The following is a 24,456-nucleotide window of genomic DNA, read 5'->3' on the forward strand; positions in this document are numbered from 1 at the left end:
TTAACAGGGCAAACTGCCGCTGTGACCACGGCGACATAAGGAGAGACGCAGTGGATCTGGCTCTGGCGCCCGAAACCCTGGCGCGATGGCAGTTCGGCATCACGACCGTCTACCACTTCCTGTTCGTTCCCCTGACGATCTCGCTGGCGGCCCTCGTCGCCGGGCTGCAGACCGCCTGGGTGCGCACGGAGAACGAGAAGTACCTCAGGGCCACCAAGTTCTGGGGGAAGCTCTTCCTCATCAACATCGCGATGGGTGTCGTCACCGGCATCGTGCAGGAGTTCCAGTTCGGGATGAACTGGTCGGACTACTCCCGCTTCGTCGGCGACATCTTCGGGGCGCCCCTGGCCTTCGAGGCGCTCATCGCCTTCTTCTTCGAGTCCACGTTCATCGGGCTGTGGATCTTCGGCTGGGACAAGCTGCCGAAGAAGATCCACCTCGCCTGCATCTGGATGGTGTCGATCGGCACGATCCTGTCCGCGTACTTCATCCTCGCCGCGAACTCCTGGATGCAGCACCCGGTGGGGTACCGGTACAGCAAGGCCAACGGCCGCGCCGAACTCACCGACTTCTGGCACGTGCTGACGCAGAACACGGCCCTGACCCAGGCGTTCCACACCCTGACCGCCTCGTTCCTCACGGGCGGCGCCTTCATGGTCGGCATCGCCGCGTTCCACCTGGCGCGCAAGAAGCACATCGCGACCATGAAGACCTCGCTGCGGCTCGGCCTGGTCACCGTCGTCATCGCCGGCCTGCTCACCGCGGTCAGCGGTGACCTGCTCGGCAAGGTCATGTTCAAGCAGCAGCCCATGAAGATGGCCGCGGCCGAGGCGCTGTGGGACGGCCAGAACTCCGCCCCGTTCTCGGTCTTCGCGTACGGCGACGTCAGCAAGGGCCACAACAGCGTCGAGCTGTCGATCCCCGGGATACTGTCCTTCCTCGCCGACGACGACTTCCACTCGTACGTCCCCGGCATCAACGACACCAACAAGGCCGAGCAGGAGAAGTACGGGCCCGGCGACTACCGCCCGATCATCCCCGTCACCTTCTGGGCCTTCCGCTGGATGATCGGGTTCGGGATGGCCTCCTTCGCCCTCGGCATCGTCGGACTCTGGCTCACCCGCAAGAAGTTCATGCTGCCGCAGGCCATGAGAGTGGGTGAGGACGAGGTGCCGAACCTGGTCCTCTTCAAGAACAAGGCGCTGAGCCCGAAGCTCACCCGGCTCTACTGGCTCGCCGCCCTGTGGACGCTCGGCTTCCCGCTGATCGCCAACTCCTGGGGCTGGATCTTCACCGAGATGGGCCGCCAGCCGTGGGTCGTCTACGGAGTCCTCCAGACCCGCGACGCGGTCTCCCCCGGTGTCTCGCAGGGCGAGGTCATCACCTCGATGACCGTGTTCACGCTGCTCTACGCGGTGCTCGCCGTGATCGAGGTCAAGCTCCTCGTGAAGTACATCAAGGCCGGCCCGCCCGAGCTCACCGAGGACGACCTCAACCCGCCCACCAAGATCGGCGGGGACCGGGACGCCGACAAGCCGATGGCCTTCTCCTACTAGGCCCAGGGAGCTGACGAGTCATGGAACTCCACGACGTCTGGTTCGTACTCATCGCCGTCCTGTGGATCGGCTACTTCTTCCTGGAGGGGTTCGACTTCGGGATCGGTGTCCTCACCAAGCTGCTGGCCAGGGACCGCACCGAACGCCGGGTGCTGATCAACACGATCGGCCCGGTCTGGGACGGCAACGAGGTGTGGCTGCTCACCGCGGGCGGCGCGACCTTCGCCGCCTTCCCCGAGTGGTACGCGACGCTGTTCTCGGGCTTCTACCTGCCGCTGCTGATCATCCTGGTCTGCCTGATCGTCCGCGGTGTGGCCTTCGAGTACCGGGCGAAGCGGCCCGAGGAGAAGTGGCAGACCAACTGGGAGCACGCGATCTTCTGGACATCGCTGATCCCGGCGTTCCTGTGGGGCGTCGCGTTCGGCAACATCGTGCACGGCGTCAAGATCGACAAGGACTTCGAGTACGTCGGCAACTTCTGGGATCTGCTCAACCCGTACGCGATCCTGGGCGGTCTGGTCACCCTCACCCTGTTCACCTTCCACGGTGCGGTGTTCGCCGCGCTGAAGACGGTCGGCGACATCCGGACGGGGGCCCGGAAGCTCGCGCTCGTCCTCGGTCTGGTGACCGCCGTCCTGGCGCTCGTCTTCCTGATCTGGACCCAGGCGGACAAGGGCGACGGCGGCTCGCTCGTGGCGATGATCGTGGCCGTGGTCGCGCTCGTCGGAGCGATCGGCGCCATCAGGCTGGGCCGCGAGGGCTGGTCGTTCGCCCTGTCGGGGCTCACGATCGTGGCGGCCGTGGCGATGCTCTTCCTGACGCTGTTCCCGAACGTCATGCCGTCGTCGCTGAACGCGGACTGGAGCCTCACGGTCACCAACGCCTCGTCGAGCCCGTACACCCTGAAGATCATGACCTGGTGCGCGGGCATCGCGACCCCGATCGTGTTGCTCTACCAGTCGTGGACCTACTGGGTGTTCCGCAAGCGCATCGGCACGCATCACATCGCCGATGCCGCGCACTGAGTCCCGGGCCCATCCGCCTGATGTGAGGGTGTGTTTCACGTGAAACCGATCGACCAGCGTCTGCTCCGGTACGCCCGGGCCACCCGCTTCTTCCTGCTCGCGGTGGTCGTGCTCGGCGTCGCCGGGGCGGGCCTGGTCATCGCTCAGGCGATGCTCGTCGCCGAGGTCGTGGTGGGCGCGTTCCAGCACGGGTTCGACGCGGGCCGGCTGAGCACTCCCCTGGTGCTGCTCGTGCTGGTGGCGGCCGGCCGGGGCCTGGTGTCCTGGCTGACCGAACTCGCCGCGCACCGGGCGAGCGCGGCGGTCAAGTCCGAACTGCGGGGCCGGCTCCTGGAGCGGGCGGCCGGTCTCGGACCCGGCTGGCTGACCGGGCAGCGCACCGGCTCGCTGGTGGCGCTGGCGACCCGCGGGGTCGACGCCCTGGACGACTATTTCTCGCGCTATCTGCCGCAGTTGGGGCTCGCGGTGGTCGTCCCGGTCGCGGTGCTGGCCCGGATCGTCACCGAGGACTGGGTGTCGGCGGCGATCATCGTCGGCACGCTGCCTCTCATCCCGGTCTTCATGATGCTGATCGGCTGGGCCACCCAGTCCCGGATGGACCGTCAGTGGCGGCTCCTGTCCCGGCTGTCGGGGCACTTCCTGGACGTCGTCGCCGGTCTGCCGACCCTGAAGGTGTTCGGCCGCGCGAAGGCCCAGGCCGAGTCCATCCGCTCCATCACCGGCGCGTACCGCAGGGCGACGATGCGCACCCTGCGCATCGCCTTCCTGTCGTCCTTCGCGCTCGAACTGCTGGCGACGCTGTCGGTGGCGCTGGTCGCGGTCACCATCGGCATGCGGCTCGTGCACGGCGACATGGACCTCTACGTCGGCATCGTCATCCTCGTCCTGGCGCCCGAGGCGTATCTGCCGCTGCGCCAGGTCGGGGCGCAGTACCACGCGGCCGCGGAGGGCCTGGCGGCCGCCGAGGAGATCTTCGGCGTCCTGGAGACCCCGCTGCCCGAGAGCGGCGCGAAGCCGCTGCCGGCGGGAAGCGGCATCGCCTTCGACCATGTCTCGGTCCGCTACGAGGGACGGTCGGCGGACGCGGTCACGGCGGCGTCCTTCGAGGTCGCCGAGGGGGAGACGGTCGCCCTGGTCGGCCCGAGCGGCGCGGGCAAGTCGACCCTCCTGAGCGCCCTGCTCGGCTTCGTCCCGCCGCGCGACGGGCGGGTCCTCGTCGCGGGCGCCGATCTGTGCGAGGTGTCCCGGCAGGACTGGCACGCGCGCGTGGCGTGGGTGCCGCAGCGCCCGCAGCTGTACGCGGGCTCGGTCGCCGACAACGTACGGCTGGCGCGCCCCGGCGCCGACGACGCGCAGGTGCGGGCGGCGCTCGGCGAGGCCGGGGCCCTGGAGTTCGTCGAGGCGCTGCCCGACGGCGCGGCCACGGTGCTCGGTGACGACGGGGCGGGGCTCTCGGCGGGCCAGCGGCAGCGACTGGCGCTGGCCCGCGCCTTCCTCGCCGACCGCCCCGTGGTGCTGCTCGACGAGCCGACCGCCGCGCTCGACGGGGACACCGAGGCGGGCATCGTCGAGGCGGTGCGCCGGCTCGCCGTGGGGCGGACGGTGCTCCTCGTCGTGCACCGGCCCGCGCTGCTCGCGGTCGCGGACCGCGTGGTGCGGCTGGAGCCGCCCGCGGAAGGGGACCCGGCACGTCCGGTGCAGGCCGGGCCGGCGGCGGTCCCCGCGCAGACCCGCGAGGAGGCCGCGCCCGAGGCGGCACGGCGGCCCGGGGACACCCGTCCCGCGGGGCGCCGCGACGTCCTCGCCCGGCTGCGGGGGACGGCGCGCCCGCGCCGCTCGCGGCTGGCCCTGGCCCTGCTGCTCGGGGCGCTCGCGCTCGGCAGCGCCGTCGGCCTCATGGCGACCAGCGGCTGGCTGATCTCGCGGGCCTCGGAGCAGCCGCCCGTGCTGTACCTGATGGTCGCGGTCACCGCCACGCGCGCGTTCGGCATCGGCCGGGCCTGCTTCCGGTACGCCGAGCGGCTCGTGTCGCATGACGCCGTGCTGCGGATGCTGGCCGACACCCGGGTCGCCGTCTACCGGCGCCTGGAGCGGCTCGCCCCGGCCGGGCTGCGCACGACGCGCCGCGGCGATCTGCTGTCCCGCCTCGTCTCCGACGTGGACGCCCTCCAGGACCACTGGCTGCGCTGGCTGCTTCCCGCGTCGGCGGCCGCGCTGGTCGGCGCCGGATCGGTCGCGTTCACCGCCTGGATGCTGCCGGCCGCGGGCGCCGTGCTCGCCGCCGGTCTGCTGCTCGCCGGGGTCGGCGTCCCGCTGCTGTCCGGGGCCGTGGCCCGCCGGGCCGAGCGGCGCCTGGCGCCCGCGCGGGGGCTGCTCGCCACCCGGGTGGCCGAGCTGCTCACGGGCACCGCCGAGCTGACCGTCTCCGGCGCGCTGCCGCGCCGCATGAAGGAGGCGCGGGAAGCCGACTCGGCGCTCACCCGGATCGCGTCGCGCGCCGCGACCGCGACCGCGCTCGGCGACGGACTCACCGCCCTGATCACGGGCCTGACCGTGGCCGGGGCCGCCCTCGTGGGCGTCCAGGGCGTGCGCGCCGGGCAGCTCGACGGGGTCGCGCTGGCGGTCGTCGTGCTCACCCCGCTCGCCGCGTTCGAGGCCGTGCTCGGACTGCCGCTCGCCGTGCAGTACCGGCAGCGGGTCCGCAAGAGCGCCGAGCGGGTGTACGAGGTGCTGGACGCGCCCGATCCCGTACGGGAGCCGGAGCGGCCGCTCGCGGCGCCGCAGGACCCCTTCCCGCTCGTCCTGCGGGGTCTCACGGCGCGGTACGAGGGGCGCGGCCGTGACGCGCTGGCCGGAGTCGATCTGACGCTGCCGCGCGGGCACAGGGTCGCTGTCGTGGGCCCGTCCGGGTCCGGCAAGACCACGCTCGCCCAGGTGCTGCTGCGCTTCCTGGACCCGAGTGCGGGGACGTACACGCTCGGCGGGGTCGACGCGGCGCGGGTCGACGGGGACGACGTCCGCCGGGCCGTCGGGCTCTGCGCCCAGGACGCGCACCTCTTCGACAGCACGGTCCGGGAGAACCTGCTGCTCGCCCGGAAGGACGCGACGGAGGAGGAGCTGCGTGCGGCGCTCGGCCGCGTCCGGCTCCTGGAGTGGGCGGACGGGCTGCCCGACGGGCTCGGCACGCTGGTGGGCGAGCACGCGGCACGGCTGTCGGGCGGGCAGCGGCAGCGGCTGGCGCTGGCGAGGGCGCTGCTCGCGGACTTCCCCGTGCTGGTGCTCGACGAACCGGCCGAGCATCTGGACCTGGAGACCGCCGACGCGCTCACCGCGGACCTTCTCGACGCGACGCGGGGCCGGACGACGGTGCTGATCACGCACCGGCTCGCGGGGCTGGAGGCGGTGGACGAGGTGCTGGTGCTGGACGGCGGCCGGGTGGTGCAGCGCGGTCCCTACGCGGAGCTGGCCGCCGTGGAGGGGCCGCTGCGGGCGCTGGCGGAGCGGGAAGGGGCGCTCCCGGCGTTCCCGGCACTCCCGGCGCTCCCCGCGCTGTCCGCACCCTGAGCCCGACTTTCCTCGCCAAATAGGACTAATTACCCTCAAGGCATGGCTGCCCCTCCCGACCCCGGTGCCCCGACCGCCGCCCCGCACGCCGCAGACCCGGCCCGGGCGGCGGAGGTGGCCGCGCTGGCCACCCGCAGCCTCCAGGGCCTGTCGGCCGAGCTGACGGCCCGGGTGCCGCAGCTCCTGGAGGCGATGCGGTCCGTCGGCACGGGCCTCGAGCTGCACTCCACGCTCGACCGGATCTGCGAGACCGCCGCCGAGCTCGCCGGCGCCCGGTACGCGGCGATCGGGGTCGTCTCCGAGGACGGGAACGGCCTGTCCGAGTTCGTCTACCACGGTCTCGACGAGGAGACGGCGCGCCGGATCGGCCGCCTCCCCGACGGGCACCGCGGGCTGCTCGGCGCCCTCATCCGGGACCCCCGGCCGGTGCGCCTCGGCGATCTCGCCGACGATCCGCGCTCCTGCGGCTTCCCTCCGGAGCACCCGCCGATGCGCACCTTCCTCGGGCTGCCGATCCGCGTCCAGGGCGAGATCTTCGGGAACCTGTACCTCGCCGAGAAGCACGGCGGCGAGGAGTTCAACGACTACGACCTCAACATGGTCAAGGTGCTCGCCACGGAGGCCGGCATCGCGATCGGCAACGCGCGGCTCTACGAGGCGGCCCGGCAGCGCGAGCGCTGGATCGACGGGTCCGTCGCCGTCACCACCGCGCTGCTGTCCGGCGGGGACGCCGAGGACGCGCTGCAGGTGGTCGCCGAACAGGCCCGCCACCTCTCGGACTCCGCGGCGGGCCTCGTGCTGCTGCCCGACGCCGAGGGCGGCATGGAGATCGTCGCGGTGGCCTCGGACGGTCCCTCCACGGCGCTCGGCACCGTGGTCCCTCCGGAGAGCGCCATCGTCTCCGAACTGCTGCGCGGGGAGGCCGTGTTCATCGACGACGCGGCCGGCGACCCGCGGATCATGACCGACCAGGCGGGCTCCTACGGTCCGGCGATGCTGCTGCCCCTGCAGAGCGACGGCCGGGTGCTGGGCACCCTGGTGATGCCCCGCGCGCGTGGGGGCCGCCCGTTCACCGAGGTGGAGCGCACGCTGGCGACCCAGTTCGCCTCCCAGGCGGCGCTCGCGCTGATGATGGCCGAGGCCCAGCGCGACCGGGAGCGGCTCGCCGTCTACGAGGACCGCGACCGCATCGCGCGCGATCTGCACGACCTCGTCATCCAGCGTCTGTTCGCCACGGGGATGATGCTGGAGACCGCCCAGCGCCGGGCGGTGGTGCCCGAGGTGCAGCAGGGGGTCGGCAAGGCGGTCGACGAACTGGACACCACGATCCAGGAGATCCGCACCGCGATCTTCGCGCTCCAGCAGGGCCCCACGGAGGCGCCCTCGGGGCTGCGCACGCGCGTGCTGCGCGAGATCAACATGGCGGCGGTGCCGCTCGGGTTCAAGCCCGCGCACCGATTCGTGGGGCCCGTCGACGCGCTCGTCGGCGAGGTCACCGGGAAGAACCTGATCGCGGCGCTGCGCGAGGCGCTCTCCAACGCGTTCCGGCATGCGCGGGCCGCGTCCATCGAGGTCGTCGTGGACTCCACGGTGACGCTCCCGGACGGGCGGCAGGGCGTGCGCCTCACCGTCGCCGACGACGGCGTGGGCATCCCCGAGGGCGGCCGGCGCAGCGGCCTGAAGAACCTCAAGCGGCGCGCCGAGTCACTGGGCGGCGACAGCTGGTACGGGCCGGGGACCGGCGACGACGGGACGGGCACGACGCTGGTGTGGCAGGCACCGCACTGACCCGGACGGTCCGCGCCCGCACCCCGCCGTGCAGGCACGTTCCTGCGCCGTACGGGGCAGGCGTTCCCCCAGGCGTACGCGCTCCACGGGTGCCCCCGCGCACGCCGGGTGACGATCCGTTACATGTCCCGACCACCCCGTTCCCGCAGCTCGCTCGTCGTCCCGGCGGTGCTGTGCGCACTCGTCGCCCTCGGGGGCACGCCTACGCTCTCGCAGGGGGCGGACGGTCCCGAGGCGAGCGCCGAGGTGGCGCGCCTCTACAAGGAGGCGTCCGATGCCACGCAGCACTACGAAGAGGGGCGCAAGGCCGCCGCGCTCCAGAAGAAGGAGGCGCAGAAGGCCGAGCGCCTGCTCGCCCAGGAGCGGCGCGAGAGCGCCGTGCTCCACGACGACCTCGGCCGCTTCGCCCGCGCCCAGTACCGCAGCGGCGGCGACGTCCCCGTCGCCGCGCAGATGCTGCTCTCCGACCATCCCGAGGAGCTGATGCGCGGTCAGCGCGCCGCCCGGCAGGCGGATCTCGCGCTCGACCACGCGATCGGCAGGAGCCGCAGGGCGGAGAAGAAGCTGGAGGAGGGCCGGCGCAAGGCGACGGCCGCGTGGGCGTCCCTGGAGAAGCGCAACGCGGAACTCGCGGGGCTGAAGAAGACCATCGCGAGCAAGCTCCAGGCCGCCCAGGCCTCGCTCCAGGGCGAGGCCGACCAGTCGGTGGCCGCGGGCCAGTGCCGCGGCGCCGTCCGCCTCGACCAGCCGCCCATCACCACCACGCGCGCGTGGGTGACACCCGTGGAGACCTACGAACTGTCGGCCGGCTTCGACAGCGCGGGCGCGCGCTGGGCGCACCGGCACACCGGGCAGGACTTCGCGGTGGGCATCGGCACGCCCGTGCGCGCGGCCGGTGACGGGCGCGTGGTGAGCGTCTCGTGCGGCGGCGCGTTCGGCATCCAGATCGTCGTGCGGCACCGCGGCGGCTACTACACGCAGTACGCCCATCTGTCGGCTCTCGCGGTCGACCAGGGCGAGCAGGTGCGCGCGGGCCAGTGGATCGGGCTGTCCGGCACCACGGGCAACTCGACGGGGCCGCACCTGCACTTCGAGGTGCGGCTCACGCCGTATCTGGGCTCGGGGGTGGACCCGGTCGGCTGGTTCGCCGAGCGGGGCATCCCGCTGTGACGCGGCGGGCGCGGCCGCCGCGCCGGGTGCCGTCAGCGCTCCGCGAGGATCTCCTCGATGACGCGGGCCACGCCGTCCTCGTTGTTCGTCGCGGTGCGGCCGGTCGCCGCGGTCAGGACGTCCGGGTGCGCGTTGCCCATCGCGTAGGAACGGCCCGCCCAGGCGAGCATCTCCATGTCGTTGGGCATGTCGCCGAAGGCGACGACCTCGTCGGCCGAGATGCCCCGTTCGGCACAGCACTGCGCGAGCGTGCTGGCCTTGGAGACGGACCGGCCGCTGATCTCGAGCAGGGCGCTCGGGCTGGAGCGGGTGAGGGACGCCCGGTCGCCGACCGCCGTGCGGGCGAGCGCCAGGAACCCGTCGGGGTCGAGGTCGGGGTGGTAGGCGAGCACCTTGAGGACGGGCTGGTCCCCGGCCCCGCCGGGGCCGGCGGCGAGCAGCTTCTCCGCCGGGGCGACGCTCTCGCCCGGGTCGAGGTGCAGCGGCGGGTACGTCGGCTCGTGGTGCAGCCCGCCGGTGCGCTCGACGGCGAACGACGTGCCCGGCGCCGCGTCCCGCAGGATCCGTACGACGTCCAGCGCGTCCGGCACGGGCAGCTCGCGGATCGTGACGAACCGGTGCCGCCCGGGGCCGCCGTGCAGGTCCACCACGGCGGCGCCGTTGCCGCAGATCGCCAGGCCGTGGCCGTGCACATGGTCGCTGACCACGTCCATCCAGCGGGCGGGGCGGCCGGTCACGAAGAAGACCTCGATGCCGGCCCGCTCGGCGGCGGCGAGCGCGGCGACGGTACGGGGCGAAACGGTTTTGTCGTCGTGCAGCAGAGTGCCGTCGAGGTCCGTGGCGATCAGCCGGGGCGCGGAGAGGGCCGGGGTCCGGGGCCCAGGAGTCGAGGAGGTCACCCGACCATCGTCGCGCATATGCACGCACGGCCGTGCGGCGGGGCGCGCAGATGAGTGCGCGCCCCGGGCCTGTGCCCCGCCCGGACGGCGGCCCGGTCCGCCCGGTCCGCCGCGCCGCGGGCCCGGTCTCAGCCGAGCTGGGCGAGCGCCTCCGTGGCGATGGACTCGAAGACCTTGTGGTCGGCCGCGAAGGGGGTGTCCGGGATCGGCCAGTGCAGCACGAGCTCGGTGAAGCCCAGGTCGCGGTGGGTGCCCGCGAAGTCCACGAAGGCGTCGACCGAGTCCAGGAGACGGGCCCGGTCCGGGGTGAACCCGGTCAGCAGGATCTTGCCCAGCCCGGCCACGTCCCGGCCGGCCGCGTCGCAGGCGGCGGTCAGCTTCTCGATCTGCCCGCGGATGGCCTGAACCGACTGCTCGGGGGTGCCCGACTCGAACAGCTTGGGGTCGCCCGTGGTCACCCAGGCCTGCCCGTGGCGGGCGGCGAGCTTCAGCCCGCGCGGCCCGGTCGCCGCGACCGCGAACGGCAGCCGGGGGCGCTGCACGCAGCCCGGGACGTTCTGCGCGCCGCCCGCCGAGTAGAACGTGCCGTCGTACGACACGGTGTCCTCGGTGAGCAGCCGGTCGAGCAGCGGGACGAACTCGGCGAGGCGGTCGGCCCGCTCCCGCGGCGTCCACGGCTCCTGTGCGCTGTGGGTGAGCGCGGTGGCGTCGAAACCGGTGCCGCCCGCGCCGATGCCGAGCGTGATCCGGCCGCCGGAGATGTCGTCCAGGGAGATCAGTTCCTTGGCGAGGGTGACGGGGTGCCGGAAGTTCGGCGAGGTGACCAGAGTGCCCAGACGCAGCCGCTCGGTCGCCGTGGCGGCCGCGGTCAGGGTCGGGATCGCGCCGAACCACGGCCCGTCGCGGAACGGCACCCGCCAGGACAGGTGGTCGTAGGTGTACGCGGTGTGGAAGCCGAGCTCCTCGGCGCGCACCCAGGTCTCGCGGGCGCCCTCGTGCCAGCGGCGGTGGGGCAGGATCACGGTGCTCAGGCGGAGCGGGGACTGCGGCGTACGGGGCGTGTCGGTCATGCCTGCGAGCGTATGCGGCCCGCGCCGGGCGTGCCCTCGGTGCCCCGTCCGGCGCCGGACGCGCCGTCAGCGCACGTGGGCGCTGAGCCAGGGGGTCAGCTGGATCCCCAGCACGATCTCCTTGTACGTGCGGTCGCCGGGCACCGGTACGACGAGCCGGTAGCCGGGCGGGAAGAAGCGGCCGCGGACCCGGGCGAGGCCGCCGTAGCAGGAGCGCAGGAACGGGGGCACGTCGTCGCGCGGGACGTCGTGGAACTCGACGCCCTCGACGGTGATCAGCGCGTCCCCCTCCGGGAACAGCCGTACGTCGATCCGCGGCGAACCGCCCAGCTCGACGTACGCCTCGTGCGGCAGCGAGCCGTCCGCGTCGGTCGTCGTGCCCACGCCCGAGGCGCTGCGGCGGGCGGTGCGGTCGGCGCCGATGTCGTGCTCGACCTCGCACTCCACGCCGACCTCGGCGGCGAGCGCGCGCAGCGCGGTGACGGCCGCCTCGGTGGAGGGCAGATGCGGGAGCGCGCCGGGTTCCTGGTCCATACCGGTCGATGATGCCGCAGACCGTGACGGCGTGGTCAGCCGGGGAAGCGCAGGTAGCGCGCGGGGACGGCGGCGGTGAGCCAGACGCCGTTGGCGCTGACGCGGAAGGCGTGGCCGTCGCGGTGCATCGCGCCCGCGTCGACGGACAGCACGACGGGGCGGCCGCGGCGGGCGCCGACGCGGGTGGCGGTCTCCCGGTCCGCGGACAGGTGCACGTCGTGCCGGGCCATCGGGCGCAGGCCCTCGGCGCGGATCGCGGCCAGGAAGCGCGGCACGGTGCCGTGGTACAGGTACGCGGGCGGTGCGACGGGCTCCAGGCCGAGGTCGACGTCGATGGTGTGCCCCTGGTTGGCCCGGATGCGGGTGCCGTCGACGGTGAAGCGCTGCTTGTCGTTCTCCGCGACGGCGCGGTCCAGCTCCGCGCGGGTGATCGGGAAGCCGTGTCCCGCCGCGCCCGCGAGGAGCGCCGTGATCTCCACCCAGCCGGCCTCGTCGGGGGTCAGTCCGATGCGCTCGGGCTGGTGTCTCAGGTGGCGGGAGAGGTACTTCGAGACCTTCACGGTGCGACGGTCGTTCATGCCGTCAGGATGCCTCTGACGTCCCGGTGACGTCTTCGGATTTTTCGGCTCGCATGTTTGATCCACAAGCAAGTCGCGTTATCCACAGGGGAATTGACGATTCTGTGGACAACTCACAGGCGATAAGCCTGACTTGTTCAACTTAGGTATTGTTGAGGTGGTTTGAGGTCAATGTGTCCAATGTCCTTGCTTGTACCTCACGTTCGGCCGCCGCGGCGATGAACGCGGACGCCTGCTCCTGGCCAACCAGCGCCCGAACGGCCTGCATTGTCCCCGCCGGTACCGTCACGGAATGAGGCTCGTCGGTGAGATCGGCGCCCGGCCCCCGGGACAGGTGCCGATGCAGATGCTGGGTGGCGAACAGGCGCATCGCGCGCGCGAGTTCGGCATCCACCGACTGCTGCGCGAGCGGCCGCAGCCGGCGCACGAGCGTCGCCGCCTCGGCGGCTTCCGCGTCCGTCGGCGGGTGCGGGCCGAGATAGCGCGCGAAGACGTGCTCGGTCGTGAACTCCAGGAAACGGGCCGCGATGTGCTCGACCTGCCCCCTCAACTCCCGCAGATGGCCCGCGATCGCGGAGAGCGGGACGCCCGCCGCGTACAACTCCACGGCCACGGCCAGCTCTTGGGGGCTCGGCACCCGGAACTCGTCGTCCCGGCCCGGCACTCGCTCCAGCACCCCGAGCTCGATCGCGTCCCGCACGGCCGCCTCGTCGGGGTCGCCGCCGAACCGCGCGTCGAGCTCCGCGCGCGAGATCCGGCCGGCCCGCTCGTCCGTCCACGGCTTGTCCACCTCGGCGACCAACCCGAGCACCCCGCCGAGCCCCCGCCCGGCGTCCCAGGCCTCCAGCAGCTCCTTGATCGACGCCAGGGTGTACCCGCGGTCCAGGAGATCGGCGATCTGCCGCAGCCGGGCCAGATGCGTGTCCGTGTACACGTTCGCCCGGCCGCGCCGCTCGGGCCGCGGCAGCAGCCCGCGGTCCTGATAGGCGCGGATGGTGCGCACCGTGGCACCGCTGTGGTGCGCCAGGTCCTCGATCCGGTACTCCGCGACCGACTGCTCCGTCACGCCCCACACCCCTCGGTCATGCCCGGTCCCGCCCGCTTCGGCGACGGAGACCCTCCTGCGGGGGATCGTACGTCCGCGGCCCGGCCTGCTCGCCGGGCCGCCCGGTCCCCCTCCCCGCTCTCACAGCGGCGGCTGCATCCGGGCGATCCGGCGCAGGGCGCGGGGCGCGAAGCGCGCCATGAGGTGCGCGCCGCGCGCCTCCGGGGTGACCGGGACGACCGCTCTGTCGTGCACGACGGCGTCCAGGACGGCGTCGGCGACCTTCTCCGGCGGGTAGTTCCGGATGCCGTAGAGGCGCGAGGACTTCTTCTGGCGGCGCTTCTCCTCCTCGGCGTCGGCGCCCGCGAAGCGGGCCGTCGCCGTGATGTTCGTGTTCACCAGGCCGGGGCAGATCGCCGAGACGCCGATGCCCTGACCTGACAGCTCGGCGCGCAGGCACTCGCTGAGCATGAGGACGGCGGCCTTCGAGGTGCTGTAGGCGGGCAGCGCCCGGGACGGCTGGAACGCCGCCGCCGAGGCCGTGTTGACGATGTGGCCGCCCTGTCCGCGCTCCGCCATCTGCCGGCCGAACAGCCGGCATCCGTGGATGACCCCCCACAGGTTCACGTCGAGGACCTTCTTCCAGTCCTCCGGGGTGGTGTCGAAGAACGAGCCGGACAGGCCGATGCCCGCGTTGTTCACCAGCACGTCCACGACGCCGTGCTCGGCCGCGACCTTCTCGGCGAGCTGCTCCATGGCCTGCTCGTCGCTGACGTCGACGGTCTCCGCCCAGGCCTCGGGCGCGCCGATCAGCCGGGCCATCTCGGCGGTCCGCGCGGCGCTCTCCGCGTCCCGGTCCACGGCGATCACGCGCGCGCCCGCCTCGGCGAACGCGAACGCGGTGGCCCGGCCGATGCCACTGCCCGCGCCCGTGACGAGCACCAGCTGGCCGCCGAACCGGTCCGCGTGTCTGCCGGAGGCCGCCGCACGCCGCACCGGCAGGCCCGACGTGCGCTCCTCGTTCGCCGTCACGAACTCGCCGATCCAGGCGGTGAGCTGGTCGGGCCGGGTGCGCGGCACCCAGTGCTTGGCGGGCAGCGAGCGCCGGGTCAGCTGCGGCGCCCACAGCTCCAGCTGGTCGTACAGCTGCGGAGACAGGAAGGCGTCCCCGAGCGGCGTGATGAGCTGCACGGGCGCGTGCGCGTACGCGTCCTCGCGCGGGTGGCTCAGCCGCGCGCGCACGTTGTCCCGGTAGAGCCAGGCGCCGCGGGCGGCGTCGGTGGGCAGCGAGGCCGTCGGGTAGTCGCCGGCGGGGACGCGCTCGACGCGCTCCAGGATCTTCGGCCAGCGCTTGCCCAGCGGCCCGCGCCAGGCCAGCTCCGGCAGGACCGGCGTGTGCAGCATGTACACGTACCAGGACTTGGCGCCCTGGCCGAGCAGCTGGCCGACCTTGCGGGGCGTGGGCCGCTTCATGCGCCGCTTGATCCAGTGCCCGAAGTGGTCGAGGGACGGCCCCGACATCGAGGTGAAGGACGCGATGCGGCCCTCGGTGCGCTCGACCGTGACGAACTCCCAGGACTGCACGGAGCCCCAGTCGTGCCCCACCACGTGGACGGGCCGGTCGGGGCTGACGGCGTCGACGACCGCCATGAAGTCGTCGGTCAGCTTCTCCAGGGTGAAGCCGCCGCGCAGCGGGGTCGGTGCCGTGGACCGGCCCATCCCGCGCACGTCGTAGAGCACCACGTGAAAGCGGTCGGCCAGGCGCGTGGCGACCTCGGACCAGACCTCCTTGGAGTCCGGGTAGCCGTGCACCAGGACGACCGTGGGGCGCGCGGCGTCGCCGAGCTCCAGGACGCACAGCTCGACCCCGCCCGTGGCCACCGTGCGCTCCCGCGCCCCGTGGATCTTCGTCAGGTCCGTCATCAGATGCCCTCCGCCCAGCGCCGCACGTGCGGCAGATCGTCGTCCAGCCAAAAGGCGCTCTCCTCGGGGTCCGCGGAGTCCGTGACCACGAGGATCTCCTCGAACTTGGCGCCCGTGCCGCGGAATCCCAGATGCGGCTCCACCGCCCACAGACCGGGCTGCGGCGGATGGTCGGAGAACCGGTACGGGGACCACAGCGGGGACCAGCCGTCCCGGTGCCCGTGCAGCGCGTCGCTCGCCAGGCCCTTCAGGGACTGGACGCCGAAACCGAACAGGGTGGGGGCGTGCCTGCGCTCCTTGACCCGGTCCACCTTGTGCGCGATGACCCCGAAGGGGTAGGCCCGGTGCCGGTTGGCATAGCCCTGGCGGACCATCAGGCGGTCCACGCTCTCGTAGATCTCCCGCAGCGAGCGGCGCTCGCGCACCTCGCGCAGGATCAGCGCGCGGTGCGGCTCCAGGTCCGCGAGCAGCTTGGCGTGCAGCGGGTCGGGGCCGAGGCAGCCCGAGTAGCCGATGTCCGCCGTGTACCCCCGGTGGACCGGCGCCATGTCGAGGATGAACGGCATGCCCGCCTCGAGCTTGCGGTTCGTCGGGAAGAACTGCAGCGGCACGCGGAACCCCGCGAACGCCGTGCGGTCCCCGAACCACGCGAAGGGCAGGTGGAACCAGTCCCGCACCCCGTGCTCGCGCAGCCACTCGCGCTGCATGCGGGCCGCCTCGCGCTCCGTCACGCCGGGCTTGAGCTGGGCCGCGACCGCTTCCGCGCACGCGTACGCGAGCGCCTGGACCTCTCTGAACCCGCGCAGCTCCGCCGAGAGTTCCCGTGCCACCGCTGTGGTCATGCCACCGTCCGTCCCGGTTCCGGCCGCCCGTGACCGGGGCGTCGCCGTACGCGCTCGTAACTTGACACTGATGAATGTGACAATGACCGGCGTCGACGTCAAGGGGCCTGCGTCAGACTGTGGACGGCACCCCGGTTGTGGACAACCGCGTCACCGTCACGGGGGACGGGCCGCGGCCGGGACGGGCTACTCGGGGCTGACCCCTAGGGCCCCGTAATACTCAGGTCCCATACGAGGTCGAGCCCAGGGTCTGACGTTTCGTGTGGCCTGCGCCACTAGCGTCGAACCGTGACTGTGATCGCGACCGAAAGCCTGAGCAAGCGGTTCCCCAGGGTGACCGCGCTTGACCGGCTGACCATGGACATCGAGCCCGGGGTGACCGGACTCGTCGGGGCCAATGGAGCCGGCAAGTCCACCATGATCAAGATTCTTCTTGGTCTGTCCCCCGCCTCGGAGGGCCGAGCCGCCGTGCTCGGGCTCGACGTCGCGACCAAGGGCGCCGAGATCCGCGAGCGGGTCGGGTACATGCCGGAGCACGACTGCCTGCCGCCCGACGTCTCGGCCACCGAGTTCGTCGTCCACATGGCGCGGATGTCCGGCCTGCCGCCCACCGCCGCGCGGGAGCGCACCGCCGACACCCTGCGCCACGTCGGCCTGTACGAGGAGCGCTACCGCCCCATCGGCGGCTACTCGACGGGCATGAAGCAGCGCGTGAAGCTCGCCCAGGCCCTCGTCCACGACCCGCAGCTGGTCTTCCTGGACGAGCCGACCAACGGCCTGGACCCGGTGGGCCGCGACGACATGCTCGACCTGATCCGCCGGGTCCACTCCGACTTCGGCATCTCCGTGCTCGTCACCTCGCACCTGCTCGGCGAGCTGGAGCGCACCTGCGACCACGTCGTCGTGATCGACGGCGGCAAGCTCCTGCGCTCCAGCTCCACCAAGGACTTCACCCAGAGCACCGCGACCCTCGCCGTCGAGGTGACCGACAGCGACGAACACCCCGACGGCACGCGCGCGTTGCGCGACGCACTCACCCGGCAGGGCATCGAGACCCACACCGGTGGCGAACTGCCCGGCGCGGGGCACATCGTGCTGCTCACCGCCCAGGGCGAGCAGACCTACGACCTCGTGCGCGACGTCGTCGCGGACCTCGGCCTCGGCCTCGTCCGCATGGAGCAGCGCCGCCACCACATCGCCGAGGTCTTCCGGCCGGCCGACGAAGGCGCACAGCAGCCCGAACCACTCGCCCCCGTGGCGGCACAGCAGACGGGAGGCGGCCACGATGACCACTGAGCCCATGCCCACGGACCGCACGTCCACCCGGATCCACAACATCGGCTACCGCCACTACGACGGCGCCCGCCTGGGCCGCGCGTACGCCCGGCGCTCGCTCTTCTCGCAGAGCCTGCGGGGCGCGTACGGACTGGGCCGCTCGGCCAAGTCCAAGGTGCTGCCGATGCTGCTCTTCGTGGTGATGTGCGTCCCCGCGCTCATCATGGTCGCGGTCGCCGTCGCCACCAAGGCGAAGGACCTCCCGCTCGACTACACGCGCTATGCGATCGTCCTCCAGGCCGTGATCGGCCTCTACGTGGCGTCGCAGGCACCGCAGGCGGTCTCCCGCGACCTGCGCTTCAAGTCGGTGCCGCTCTACTTCTCGCGCCCCATCGAGCGCGGTGACTACGTGGCCGCGAAGTTCGCCGCCATGACGTCGGCCCTGTTCGTCCTGACCGCCGCACCGCTCGTCGTCCTCTACGTGGGCGCCCTGCTCGCGAAGCTCGACTTCGCCGAGCAGACCAAGGGATTCGCCCAGGGACTGGTCTCCGTGGCACTGCTGTCGCTGCTCTTCGCCGGCATCGGACTCGTCGTCTCCGCCGTCACCCCGCGCCGCGGCTTCGGCATCGCCGCCGTGATCGCCGTCCTCACGATCTCCTACGGCGCGGTCTCGACCGTCCAGGCGATCGCCGACACCCAGGACAACGGCAGCGCGGAGTCCTGGCTCGGCCTGTTCTCGCCGATCACGCTCATCGACGGCGTCCAGACCGCCTTCCTGGGCGCCACGTCCGCCTTCCCGGGCGCGCACGGCCCCTCGGCCGGCCAGGGCGTGGTCTACCTGCTCGTCGTCCTCGGACTCATCGCCGGCTCCTACGGCCTCCTGATGCGCCGCTACCGGAAGGTCGGACTGTGACTGCCATCAACATCGACCACGTCTCGCGCTGGTTCGGCAACGTGGTCGCCGTCAACGACGTCACCATGACGATCGGCCCCGGCGTCACCGGACTCCTCGGCCCCAACGGCGCGGGAAAGTCCACGCTGATCAACATGATGGGCGGCTTCCTCGCCCCCTCCAACGGCACGGTGACCCTCGACGGGCAGCCGATCTGGCGCAACGAACAGATCTACCGCCACATCGGGATCGTCCCCGAGCGCGAGGCGATGTACGACTTCCTCACCGGCAGCGAGTTCGTCGTCGCCAACGCGGAACTGCACGGCCTCGGCAAGAAGGAGGCGCAGCACGCGCTCGCCACCGTCGAGATGGAGTACGCGCAGGACCGCAAGATCTCGACGTACTCCAAGGGCATGCGCCAGCGCGTGAAGATGGCCTCCGCGCTCGTCCACGAGCCGTCCGTGCTGCTCCTGGACGAGCCGTTCAACGGCATGGACCCGCGCCAGCGCATGCAGCTCATGGACCTCCTGCGGCGCATGGGCGACGAGGGCCGCACCGTGCTCTTCTCCTCGCACATCCTCGAGGAGGTCGAGCAGCTGGCCTCGCACATCGAGGTGATCGTCGCCGGACGGCACGCGGCCAGCGGTGACTTCCGGCGGATCCGCCGCCTGATGACCGACCGCCCGCACCGCTACCTGATCCGCTCCAGCGACGACCGGGCGCTGGCCGCCGCACTGATCGCCGACCCTTCCACGGCGGGCATCGAGGTCGACCTCAAGGAGGGCGCGCTGCGCATCCAGGCCGTCGACTTCGGCCGGTTCACCGCTCTGCTCCCCAAGGTGGCGCGCGAGCACGGCATCCGCCTGCTCACGGTCTCGCCGTCCGACGAGTCCCTCGAGTCCGTCTTCTCTTACCTGGTCGCGGCCTAGTCACGGCGTAGGAGGCCCTGATGTACGACCCCACTGTCGCCCGGCTCACCTACCGGGCTCTGCTCGGCCGCCGCCGTGCGCTGATCCTCTTCGCCCTGCCCGTCCTGCTCGTCGCCATCTCGGCGCTGGTGCGCGGGCTCACGGGCGCCGACGACCAGACCGCGTCCGACGTCCTCGGCGGCTTCGCGCTCGCCACGATGGTGCCGCTCATCGGCGTCATCGCGGGCACGGGCGCGATCGGGCCCGAGATCGACGACGGCTCCGTGGTCTATCTGCTGTCCAAGCCGGTCAAGCGGCCCACGATCATCTTCACGAAGCTCATCGTGGCCGTCGGCGTCACCATGGTGTTCTCCGCCGTCCCGACCCTGATCGCCGGCCTGATCCTCAACGGGAACGGGCAGCAGATCGCCGTCGCCTACACGGTCGCGGCCCTGGTCGCCTCCATCGCGTACGCCGCGATCTTCCTGCTGCTCGGCACGGTGACCCGGCACGCCGTCGTCTTCGGTCTCGTCTACGCGCTCGTGTGGGAGGCCCTCTTCGGCTCGCTGGTGTCCGGCGCGCGCACGCTCAGCGTGCAGCAGTGGTCCCTGGCCGTCGCCCAGAAGGTGGCGGGCGGCGACCTCGTCACCTCGGACGTGGGGCTGCCGCTGGCGACCGTCCTGCTCGTCGGCGTGACCGTGCTGGCCACCTGGTACGCCGGGCAGAAGCTGAGGTCGCTGACCCTGGCGGGCGAGGAGTAGCCCGCCCGCCGGCCGTGCCGGCGTCTTGACGCCACGTTCACCCTCCCACCCGGACACTGGGGGGAGGGTGCGCTGTCCGTACGCGGCCCGAGGAGGACCTGCGATGGCATCCGAGCCGATCCACGAGGGGGACCAGCCCGGCCGGGACGACCACGAGCACGACCACGAGCGCGACTACGACGACCACGACGACCACGACCACGAGCAGGGCGACAGGGCGTGGGACGACGTCGAGCTGGACGCCGACTTCATCCGCGCGGCCGGGACGCAGGAGCCCTCGGCGCGGGCGCGCATGCTCGCGGCCCGCTGGCGCGAGGGCGCCCCGGACCCGCAGCCGTGGCGGTCCGACGAGCCGCCCGCGGGATGGTTCTTCAGCAAGGCCCGGCGCCGCAGACGGCGCCGCCGCTGAGCCCGGATTTATTGGGTGGCGGTGAACGGGCGCGCGAGGCACAGTAGTTGTGTCACCGCCCGCCGGACCCCGAGGCCCGGCGGCCGTCTACCGGGAGAGGAGCGCGACGATGATCAGCAGTAGTCCGTCGAGCTCCCGGCAGGGCAGCCCGAGGCAGGCTCCGGAGTAGTCACTGCACTCCGTCGAGCCCCGCCCACGGGGGTGCTGCCCGGGGCGGCCGCTTCGAGCACGTGCCCTCCGCGGCACGTGGGCCGCCCACCCGGAGGATTGGCCGAGTGGTAAGGCACCGGCTTGCTAAGCCGTGGTCGGGGTGACCCCCGCGCGCGTTCGATCCGCGCATCCTCCGCAAGAACGACAGGCCAGGACAAGGCCGGACCATGCCGGACCGGACCGGCGGGTGCCGGGTGCGGCGTCAGCCGAGCAGGCGCTCCAGGACCACCGCGATGCCGTCGTCCGCGTTCGACGTCGTCACCTCGTCGGCCACGGACTTCAGCTCGGCATGGGCGTTGGCCATGGCCACGCCGTGCGCGGACCAGCCGAACATCGGGATGTCGTTGGGCATGTCGCCGAACGCGATCGTGTGCGCGGCCTTCACGCCGAGGCGGCGCGCCGCGAGCGACAGCCCGGTGGCCTTCGACAGGCCGAGCGGCAGCAGCTCCACGACGCCGGGGCCGGCCATCGTGACGCCCACGAGGTCGCCCGCCACGCTGCGCGCGATCATGGCCAACTCGTCGTCCGTGAGGTCCGGGTGCTGCACGTAGACCTTGTTGAGCGGAGCCGACCACAGGTCCGCGACGTCCGTGAACGGGACGACCGGGAGCGGACCCTCCTGCACCCGGTAGCCGGGCCCGACGATCACCTCGCCCTCGATGCCGTCCCGGCTCGCGGCGATCGCCAGCGGGCCGGTCTCGGCCTCGATCTTGGACAGGGCGAGCCCGGCGAGCTGCCGGTCGAGCGTCACCGATGTCAGCAGCCGGTGCTCCCCGGCGTGGTAGAGCTGCGCGCCCTGGCCGCACACCGCGAGTCCCTCGTAACCGAGGTCGTCGAGGATGTGCCGGGTCCAGGGCACGGCCCGGCCGGTGACGATGATGTGCGCCGCACCCGCCGCGGTGACCGCGGCGAGCGCCTCACGCGTGCGCTGCGAGACCGTGTCGTCGGGGCGCAGCAGCGTCCCGTCGAGGTCGGTCGCGACGAGCTGGTACGGAAAGGCGGCGGCGATCGGAGCGGGCTGGCTCACTTGGGGTTCGGCTCCAGACGGTTCTTGCGTGGGGTTCGGAACGCCTTACTTGGGTTCCAGAACGGTTCGTCCCCCCAGGTACGGACGCAGCACCTCGGGCACTCGCACGGAGCCGTCGGCCTGCTGGTGATTCTCCAGGATGGCGACGATCGTGCGCGGAACGGCGCACAGCGTGCCGTTCAGCGTCGCGAGCGGCTGGACCTTCTTGCCCTCCCGCATCCGGATCGACAGGCGGCGCGCCTGGAACCCGTCGCAGTTGGACGCCGAGGTCAGCTCGCGGTACTTGCCCTGGGTCGGGATCCAGGCCTCGCAGTCGAACTTGCGCGAGGCCGAGGAGCCCAGGTCGCCCGTGGCCACGTCGATCACCTGGAAGGGCAGCTCGAGCGAGGTCAGCCACTGCTTCTCCCACTCCAGGAGCCGCCGGTGCTCGTTCTCCGCGTCCGCCGGGTCGACGTACGAGAACATCTCGACCTTGTCGAACTGGTGCACACGGAAGATGCCGCGGGTGTCCTTGCCGTACGTACCGGCCTCGCGGCGGAAGCAGGGCGAGAAGCCCGCGTAGCGCAGCGGCAGCTGGTTCGCCTCGACGATCTCGTCCATGTGGTACGCGGCGAGCGGGACCTCGGAGGTGCCGACCAGGTAGTAGTCGTCCTTCTCCAGGTGGTACACGTTCTCCGCGGCCTGGCCGAGGAAGCCGGTGCCCTCCATGGCGCGCGGGCGCACCAGGGCGGGGGTGAGCATCGGCGTGAAGCCGGCCTCGGTGGCCTGCGCGATCGCCGCGTTGACGAGGGCGAGCTCGAGCAGGGCGCCGACGCCCGTCAGGTAGTAGAAGCGCGAGCCGGAGACCTTCGCGCCGCGCTCCACGTCGATGGCGCCGAGCGCCTCGCCGAGCTCCAGGTGGTCCTTGGGCGCGAAGCCCTCGGCGCCGAAGTCACGGATGGTGCCGTGCGTCTCGAGGACGACGAAGTCCTCCTCGCCGCCCTGCGGGACGTCCGCGTGCACGATGTTCCCCAGCCGGAGGGCGAGACGCTGGGTCTCCTCCTCGGCGTCGCGCTGCTCGGCCTCGGCGGCCTTCACGTCCGTCTTGAGGGTCTCGCCCTTCTGGAGCAGCTCGGCGCGCTCCTCGGGCGTGGCCTTGCCCATCAGCTTGCTGAGTGCCTTGCGCTCCGAGCGCAGCGCGTCGGCGCGCAGGCCGGAGGACCGGCGGCGCTCATCGGCGGACAGGACGGAGTCGACGAGGGCGACGTCCTCTCCACGGGCGCGCTGGGAGGCGCGAACACGGTCGGGGTCCTCACGGAGCAGGCGAAGGTCAATCACCCCTCAAGGCTACCGGTGCCCGCTTCCGGCTCACGACCCGATATCCGTTGCGTTGCTTTATGCCCTATTTGCCGGAATGTGAATTTAGAGTGGAACGCGCCCGGAAGTGCCCCGGAGCGATCTCTGTGAGCCCTGTGCGACTTCCGTCAAGGAAAAGCCCGCCATTCCCCGAACCGGTGCGGCGGCGGTGCGGTTCCTTGACGTGACTCCCCTGGGGAGCAGGGGATTTGGGGAGGTGCTGTCCACAGGAGGTCCCGCATTCCTCGAGTTATCCACAGGCTGTGCGAGGGGGCTGTGGACTACGGAAGAGATCATTCCGAAAGCCGCATGTGCGGCGAGGGATTCCCGGGGCAAACCCGTTTCGCGCTCACTTTCGGGTGGAAATGCTTCACTCCAAAGAGTTGATCAAAGGAAATGGGTGGACGAGGGGTGACGTGCGGGGCTGTGGAGGGACTTGGGCCCCGTGGGGCGATTTGTCGACCATGTCAGCTGATCCTGTCGACTTGTCCCCAGGTCGAGAAGGCCACCTGTGGATAACTTCTGTGGATGAAGAAAATCCGCTGGTAGGACCGGCTCTGCGGGCAGAGCTCGGCCCCTCTCACCGGTGGACAAACCTCAGAAACGGCCGTCCTGGCAGCGCGCGAGCCAGTCGGACGCCGACACGAACTCACCGTCCGACGTACCGGGCCGCGGTGCCGTCACCTCGGCGGCAGACACCCCCGCGCGCGGGTAGGAGCCGAGGAAGCGCACCTGCGGGCACGCGCGCTTCAGCCCCATGAGCGCCTCGGCGACCCGGCGGTCCGAGATGTGGCCCTCGGCGTCGATCGCGAAGCAGTAGTCGCCGATGCCCGTGCCCGTGGGCCGGGACTGCAGCAGCACCAGGTTGACCCCGCGGATCGCGAACTCCTGGAGGAGCTGCATCAGACCGCCGGGGTGGTCCTCGCGCTGCCAGATGACCACGGACGTCTTGTCCGCGCCGGTCGGCGCCGCGGGCCGGGCGGGACGGCCGACCAGGACGAAGCGGGTCTGCGCGTTCTCCGCGTCGTGGATGTCGGTCACCAGCGGCGTGAGCCCGTAGCGCTCGGCCGCGAAGACCCCGGCGAACGCGGCGTCGTACCGCCCCTCCTGCACGAGCCGTGCCCCGTCCGCGTTGGACGCCGCGGACTCCCAGGCGACGTCCGCGGACAGATGCGTCTTCATCCAGTTGCGGACCTGCGGCTGCGCCGCGGGATGCGCGGTGACCGTCTTGACGTCCGTCAGCCGGGTGCCGGGCCGCACCAGCAGCGCGAAGGTGATGTCGAGCAGCACCTCGCGGTAGATCATCAGCGGCTCGCCCGCGACCAGCTCGTCGAGGGTCGTCGTGATGCCGCCCTCGACCGAGTTCTCGATCGGCACGAACGCCGCCTCCGCCTCGCCGCTGCGGACGGCGTCGAGCGCGGCGGGCACGGACACGACGGGGACCAGCTCCCGGGTGGCCGCCTCCGGAAGCGTGCGCAGGGCGACTTCGGTGAAGGTGCCCTCGGGGCCGAGATACGCGTAGCTGGCTGGCATGACGTCACCCTAATGGGGCTCGCTCCGGCTCGCCGACGGCTAGGGCCTGCCCGGCGGATCATGTCGCGGACGCGGGGTCCGGCACGCCGACCTGCGGCGTTGTCGTCGGTTG

Annotated in this window: 20 protein-coding genes and 1 tRNA gene; 11 read left to right on the forward strand and 10 right to left on the reverse strand. The window is 72.1% G+C overall.

Going from position 1 to position 24,456, the window contains the following annotated elements; all coding sequences use genetic code 11:
* Positions 1-50: 50 nt before the first annotated feature.
* The 5 genes from GTW43_RS04140 (at position 51) to GTW43_RS04160 (ending at position 9,103) form a co-directional block, all read left to right on the forward strand.
* Positions 51-1,556 carry a cytochrome ubiquinol oxidase subunit I gene (locus GTW43_RS04140; protein ID WP_161300242.1) on the forward strand — a complete coding sequence of 502 codons (1,506 nt, stop codon included), beginning with the start codon at positions 51-53 and terminating at the stop codon, positions 1,554-1,556.
* A 20-nt stretch (positions 1,557-1,576) separates the two neighbouring features.
* Positions 1,577-2,581 carry a cytochrome d ubiquinol oxidase subunit II gene (gene cydB / locus GTW43_RS04145; protein ID WP_161300243.1) on the forward strand — a complete coding sequence of 335 codons (1,005 nt, stop codon included), beginning with the start codon at positions 1,577-1,579 and terminating at the stop codon, positions 2,579-2,581.
* Between the two features lie 39 nt (positions 2,582-2,620).
* Positions 2,621-6,145: a thiol reductant ABC exporter subunit CydD gene (cydD, locus tag GTW43_RS04150; protein ID WP_161300244.1), complete on the forward strand. Its 3,525-nt coding sequence runs from the start codon at positions 2,621-2,623 to the stop codon at positions 6,143-6,145.
* Between the two features lie 42 nt (positions 6,146-6,187).
* Positions 6,188-7,933, forward strand: a complete 1,746-nt coding sequence (locus tag GTW43_RS04155) for a GAF domain-containing protein (RefSeq protein ID WP_161300245.1) — start codon at positions 6,188-6,190, stop codon at positions 7,931-7,933.
* 123 nt (positions 7,934-8,056) lie between these two features.
* A complete protein-coding gene (locus tag GTW43_RS04160) occupies positions 8,057-9,103 on the forward strand; it encodes a M23 family metallopeptidase (protein WP_161300246.1) in 1,047 nt (348 codons plus the stop codon).
* Positions 9,104-9,135: 32 nt separating this feature from the next.
* On the opposite strand, the gene GTW43_RS04165 is transcribed toward GTW43_RS04160, so the two are convergent.
* From GTW43_RS04165 to GTW43_RS04195, 7 genes are all read right to left on the reverse strand, one after another.
* Positions 9,136-10,020 (reverse strand): HAD hydrolase family protein, encoded by an 885-nt coding sequence (locus tag GTW43_RS04165; protein WP_161300247.1) that lies wholly within the window; start codon positions 10,018-10,020, stop codon positions 9,136-9,138.
* Between the two features lie 110 nt (positions 10,021-10,130).
* Positions 10,131-11,072, reverse strand: a complete 942-nt coding sequence (locus tag GTW43_RS04170; protein WP_161300248.1) for an LLM class flavin-dependent oxidoreductase — start codon at positions 11,070-11,072, stop codon at positions 10,131-10,133.
* A 66-nt stretch (positions 11,073-11,138) separates the two neighbouring features.
* The gene (locus GTW43_RS04175) at positions 11,139-11,606 is read right to left on the reverse strand and encodes a hypothetical protein (RefSeq protein WP_161300249.1); all 468 of its coding nucleotides are present in this window, start codon (positions 11,604-11,606) and stop codon (positions 11,139-11,141) included.
* Positions 11,607-11,641: 35 nt separating this feature from the next.
* Positions 11,642-12,184, reverse strand: coding sequence for an RNA 2'-phosphotransferase (locus tag GTW43_RS04180; protein WP_161300250.1), 543 nt, complete (start codon positions 12,182-12,184; stop codon positions 11,642-11,644).
* Positions 12,185-12,326: 142 nt separating this feature from the next.
* Positions 12,327-13,250 (reverse strand): MerR family transcriptional regulator, encoded by a 924-nt coding sequence (locus tag GTW43_RS04185; protein WP_161300251.1) that lies wholly within the window; start codon positions 13,248-13,250, stop codon positions 12,327-12,329.
* 120 nt (positions 13,251-13,370) lie between these two features.
* The gene (locus GTW43_RS04190; protein ID WP_202501008.1) at positions 13,371-15,152 is read right to left on the reverse strand and encodes an SDR family oxidoreductase; all 1,782 of its coding nucleotides are present in this window, start codon (positions 15,150-15,152) and stop codon (positions 13,371-13,373) included.
* Positions 15,152-15,994, reverse strand: coding sequence for a M24 family metallopeptidase (locus GTW43_RS04195; protein WP_161300252.1), 843 nt, complete (start codon positions 15,992-15,994; stop codon positions 15,152-15,154). The genes GTW43_RS04190 and GTW43_RS04195 overlap by 1 nt, the downstream gene beginning before the upstream one ends.
* A 294-nt stretch (positions 15,995-16,288) precedes the next feature.
* Here GTW43_RS04195 and GTW43_RS04200 point away from each other — a divergent pair, with 294 nt between their 5' ends.
* From GTW43_RS04200 to GTW43_RS04220, 6 genes are all read left to right on the forward strand, one after another.
* Positions 16,289-17,290, forward strand: a complete 1,002-nt coding sequence (locus tag GTW43_RS04200) for an ABC transporter ATP-binding protein (protein WP_161300265.1) — start codon at positions 16,289-16,291, stop codon at positions 17,288-17,290.
* Positions 17,280-18,182, forward strand: coding sequence for an ABC transporter permease subunit (locus GTW43_RS04205; RefSeq protein ID WP_161300253.1), 903 nt, complete (start codon positions 17,280-17,282; stop codon positions 18,180-18,182). The genes GTW43_RS04200 and GTW43_RS04205 overlap by 11 nt, the downstream gene beginning before the upstream one ends.
* Positions 18,179-19,090, forward strand: coding sequence for an ABC transporter ATP-binding protein (locus tag GTW43_RS04210; RefSeq protein WP_161300254.1), 912 nt, complete (start codon positions 18,179-18,181; stop codon positions 19,088-19,090). The genes GTW43_RS04205 and GTW43_RS04210 overlap by 4 nt, the downstream gene beginning before the upstream one ends.
* Positions 19,091-19,110: 20 nt before the next feature.
* Entirely contained in the window at positions 19,111-19,830 is a 720-nt protein-coding gene (locus tag GTW43_RS04215) for an ABC transporter permease (protein WP_161300255.1), read from the forward strand.
* A 103-nt stretch (positions 19,831-19,933) separates the two neighbouring features.
* A complete protein-coding gene (locus GTW43_RS37405) occupies positions 19,934-20,239 on the forward strand; it encodes a hypothetical protein (RefSeq protein ID WP_202501022.1) in 306 nt (101 codons plus the stop codon).
* Between the two features lie 261 nt (positions 20,240-20,500).
* Positions 20,501-20,585, forward strand: a tRNA-Ser gene (locus GTW43_RS04220).
* A 66-nt stretch (positions 20,586-20,651) separates the two neighbouring features.
* On the opposite strand, the gene GTW43_RS04225 is transcribed toward GTW43_RS04220, so the two are convergent.
* The 3 genes from GTW43_RS04225 to pheA all read right to left on the reverse strand — a co-directional run bounded on the left by GTW43_RS04225 (position 20,652) and on the right by pheA (position 24,344).
* A complete protein-coding gene (locus GTW43_RS04225; protein ID WP_161300256.1) occupies positions 20,652-21,476 on the reverse strand; it encodes an HAD family hydrolase in 825 nt (274 codons plus the stop codon).
* Between the two features lie 45 nt (positions 21,477-21,521).
* Entirely contained in the window at positions 21,522-22,793 is a 1,272-nt protein-coding gene (gene serS / locus GTW43_RS04230; RefSeq protein WP_161300257.1) for a serine--tRNA ligase, read from the reverse strand.
* A 615-nt stretch (positions 22,794-23,408) separates the two neighbouring features.
* The gene (gene pheA / locus GTW43_RS04235) at positions 23,409-24,344 is read right to left on the reverse strand and encodes a prephenate dehydratase (protein ID WP_161300258.1); all 936 of its coding nucleotides are present in this window, start codon (positions 24,342-24,344) and stop codon (positions 23,409-23,411) included.
* Positions 24,345-24,456: the final 112 nt, after the last annotated feature.

The organism is Streptomyces sp. SID5785 (assembly GCF_009870065.1).
Lineage (GTDB): Bacteria > Actinomycetota > Actinomycetes > Streptomycetales > Streptomycetaceae > Streptomyces.

What these genes read in the sequence shown, in the direction of transcription:
- cydB (WP_161300243.1), top strand. Translation starts at nt 1,577, where the DNA reads ATGGAACTCCACGACGTCTGGTTCGTACTCATCGCCGTCCTGTGGATC.
- GTW43_RS04155 (WP_161300245.1), top strand. Translation starts at nt 6,188, where the DNA reads ATGGCTGCCCCTCCCGACCCCGGTGCCCCGACCGCCGCCCCGCACGCC.
- GTW43_RS04160 (WP_161300246.1), top strand. Translation starts at nt 8,057, where the DNA reads ATGTCCCGACCACCCCGTTCCCGCAGCTCGCTCGTCGTCCCGGCGGTG.
- GTW43_RS04165 (WP_161300247.1), bottom strand. Translation starts at nt 10,020, where the DNA reads ATGCGCGACGATGGTCGGGTGACCTCCTCGACTCCTGGGCCCCGGACC.
- GTW43_RS04170 (WP_161300248.1), bottom strand. Translation starts at nt 11,072, where the DNA reads ATGACCGACACGCCCCGTACGCCGCAGTCCCCGCTCCGCCTGAGCACC.
- GTW43_RS04175 (WP_161300249.1), bottom strand. Translation starts at nt 11,606, where the DNA reads ATGGACCAGGAACCCGGCGCGCTCCCGCATCTGCCCTCCACCGAGGCG.
- GTW43_RS04180 (WP_161300250.1), bottom strand. Translation starts at nt 12,184, where the DNA reads ATGAACGACCGTCGCACCGTGAAGGTCTCGAAGTACCTCTCCCGCCAC.
- GTW43_RS04190 (WP_202501008.1), bottom strand. Translation starts at nt 15,152, where the DNA reads ATGACGGACCTGACGAAGATCCACGGGGCGCGGGAGCGCACGGTGGCC.
- GTW43_RS04195 (WP_161300252.1), bottom strand. Translation starts at nt 15,994, where the DNA reads ATGACCACAGCGGTGGCACGGGAACTCTCGGCGGAGCTGCGCGGGTTC.
- GTW43_RS04205 (WP_161300253.1), top strand. Translation starts at nt 17,280, where the DNA reads ATGACCACTGAGCCCATGCCCACGGACCGCACGTCCACCCGGATCCAC.
- GTW43_RS04215 (WP_161300255.1), top strand. Translation starts at nt 19,111, where the DNA reads ATGTACGACCCCACTGTCGCCCGGCTCACCTACCGGGCTCTGCTCGGC.
- GTW43_RS37405 (WP_202501022.1), top strand. Translation starts at nt 19,934, where the DNA reads ATGGCATCCGAGCCGATCCACGAGGGGGACCAGCCCGGCCGGGACGAC.
- pheA (WP_161300258.1), bottom strand. Translation starts at nt 24,344, where the DNA reads ATGCCAGCCAGCTACGCGTATCTCGGCCCCGAGGGCACCTTCACCGAA.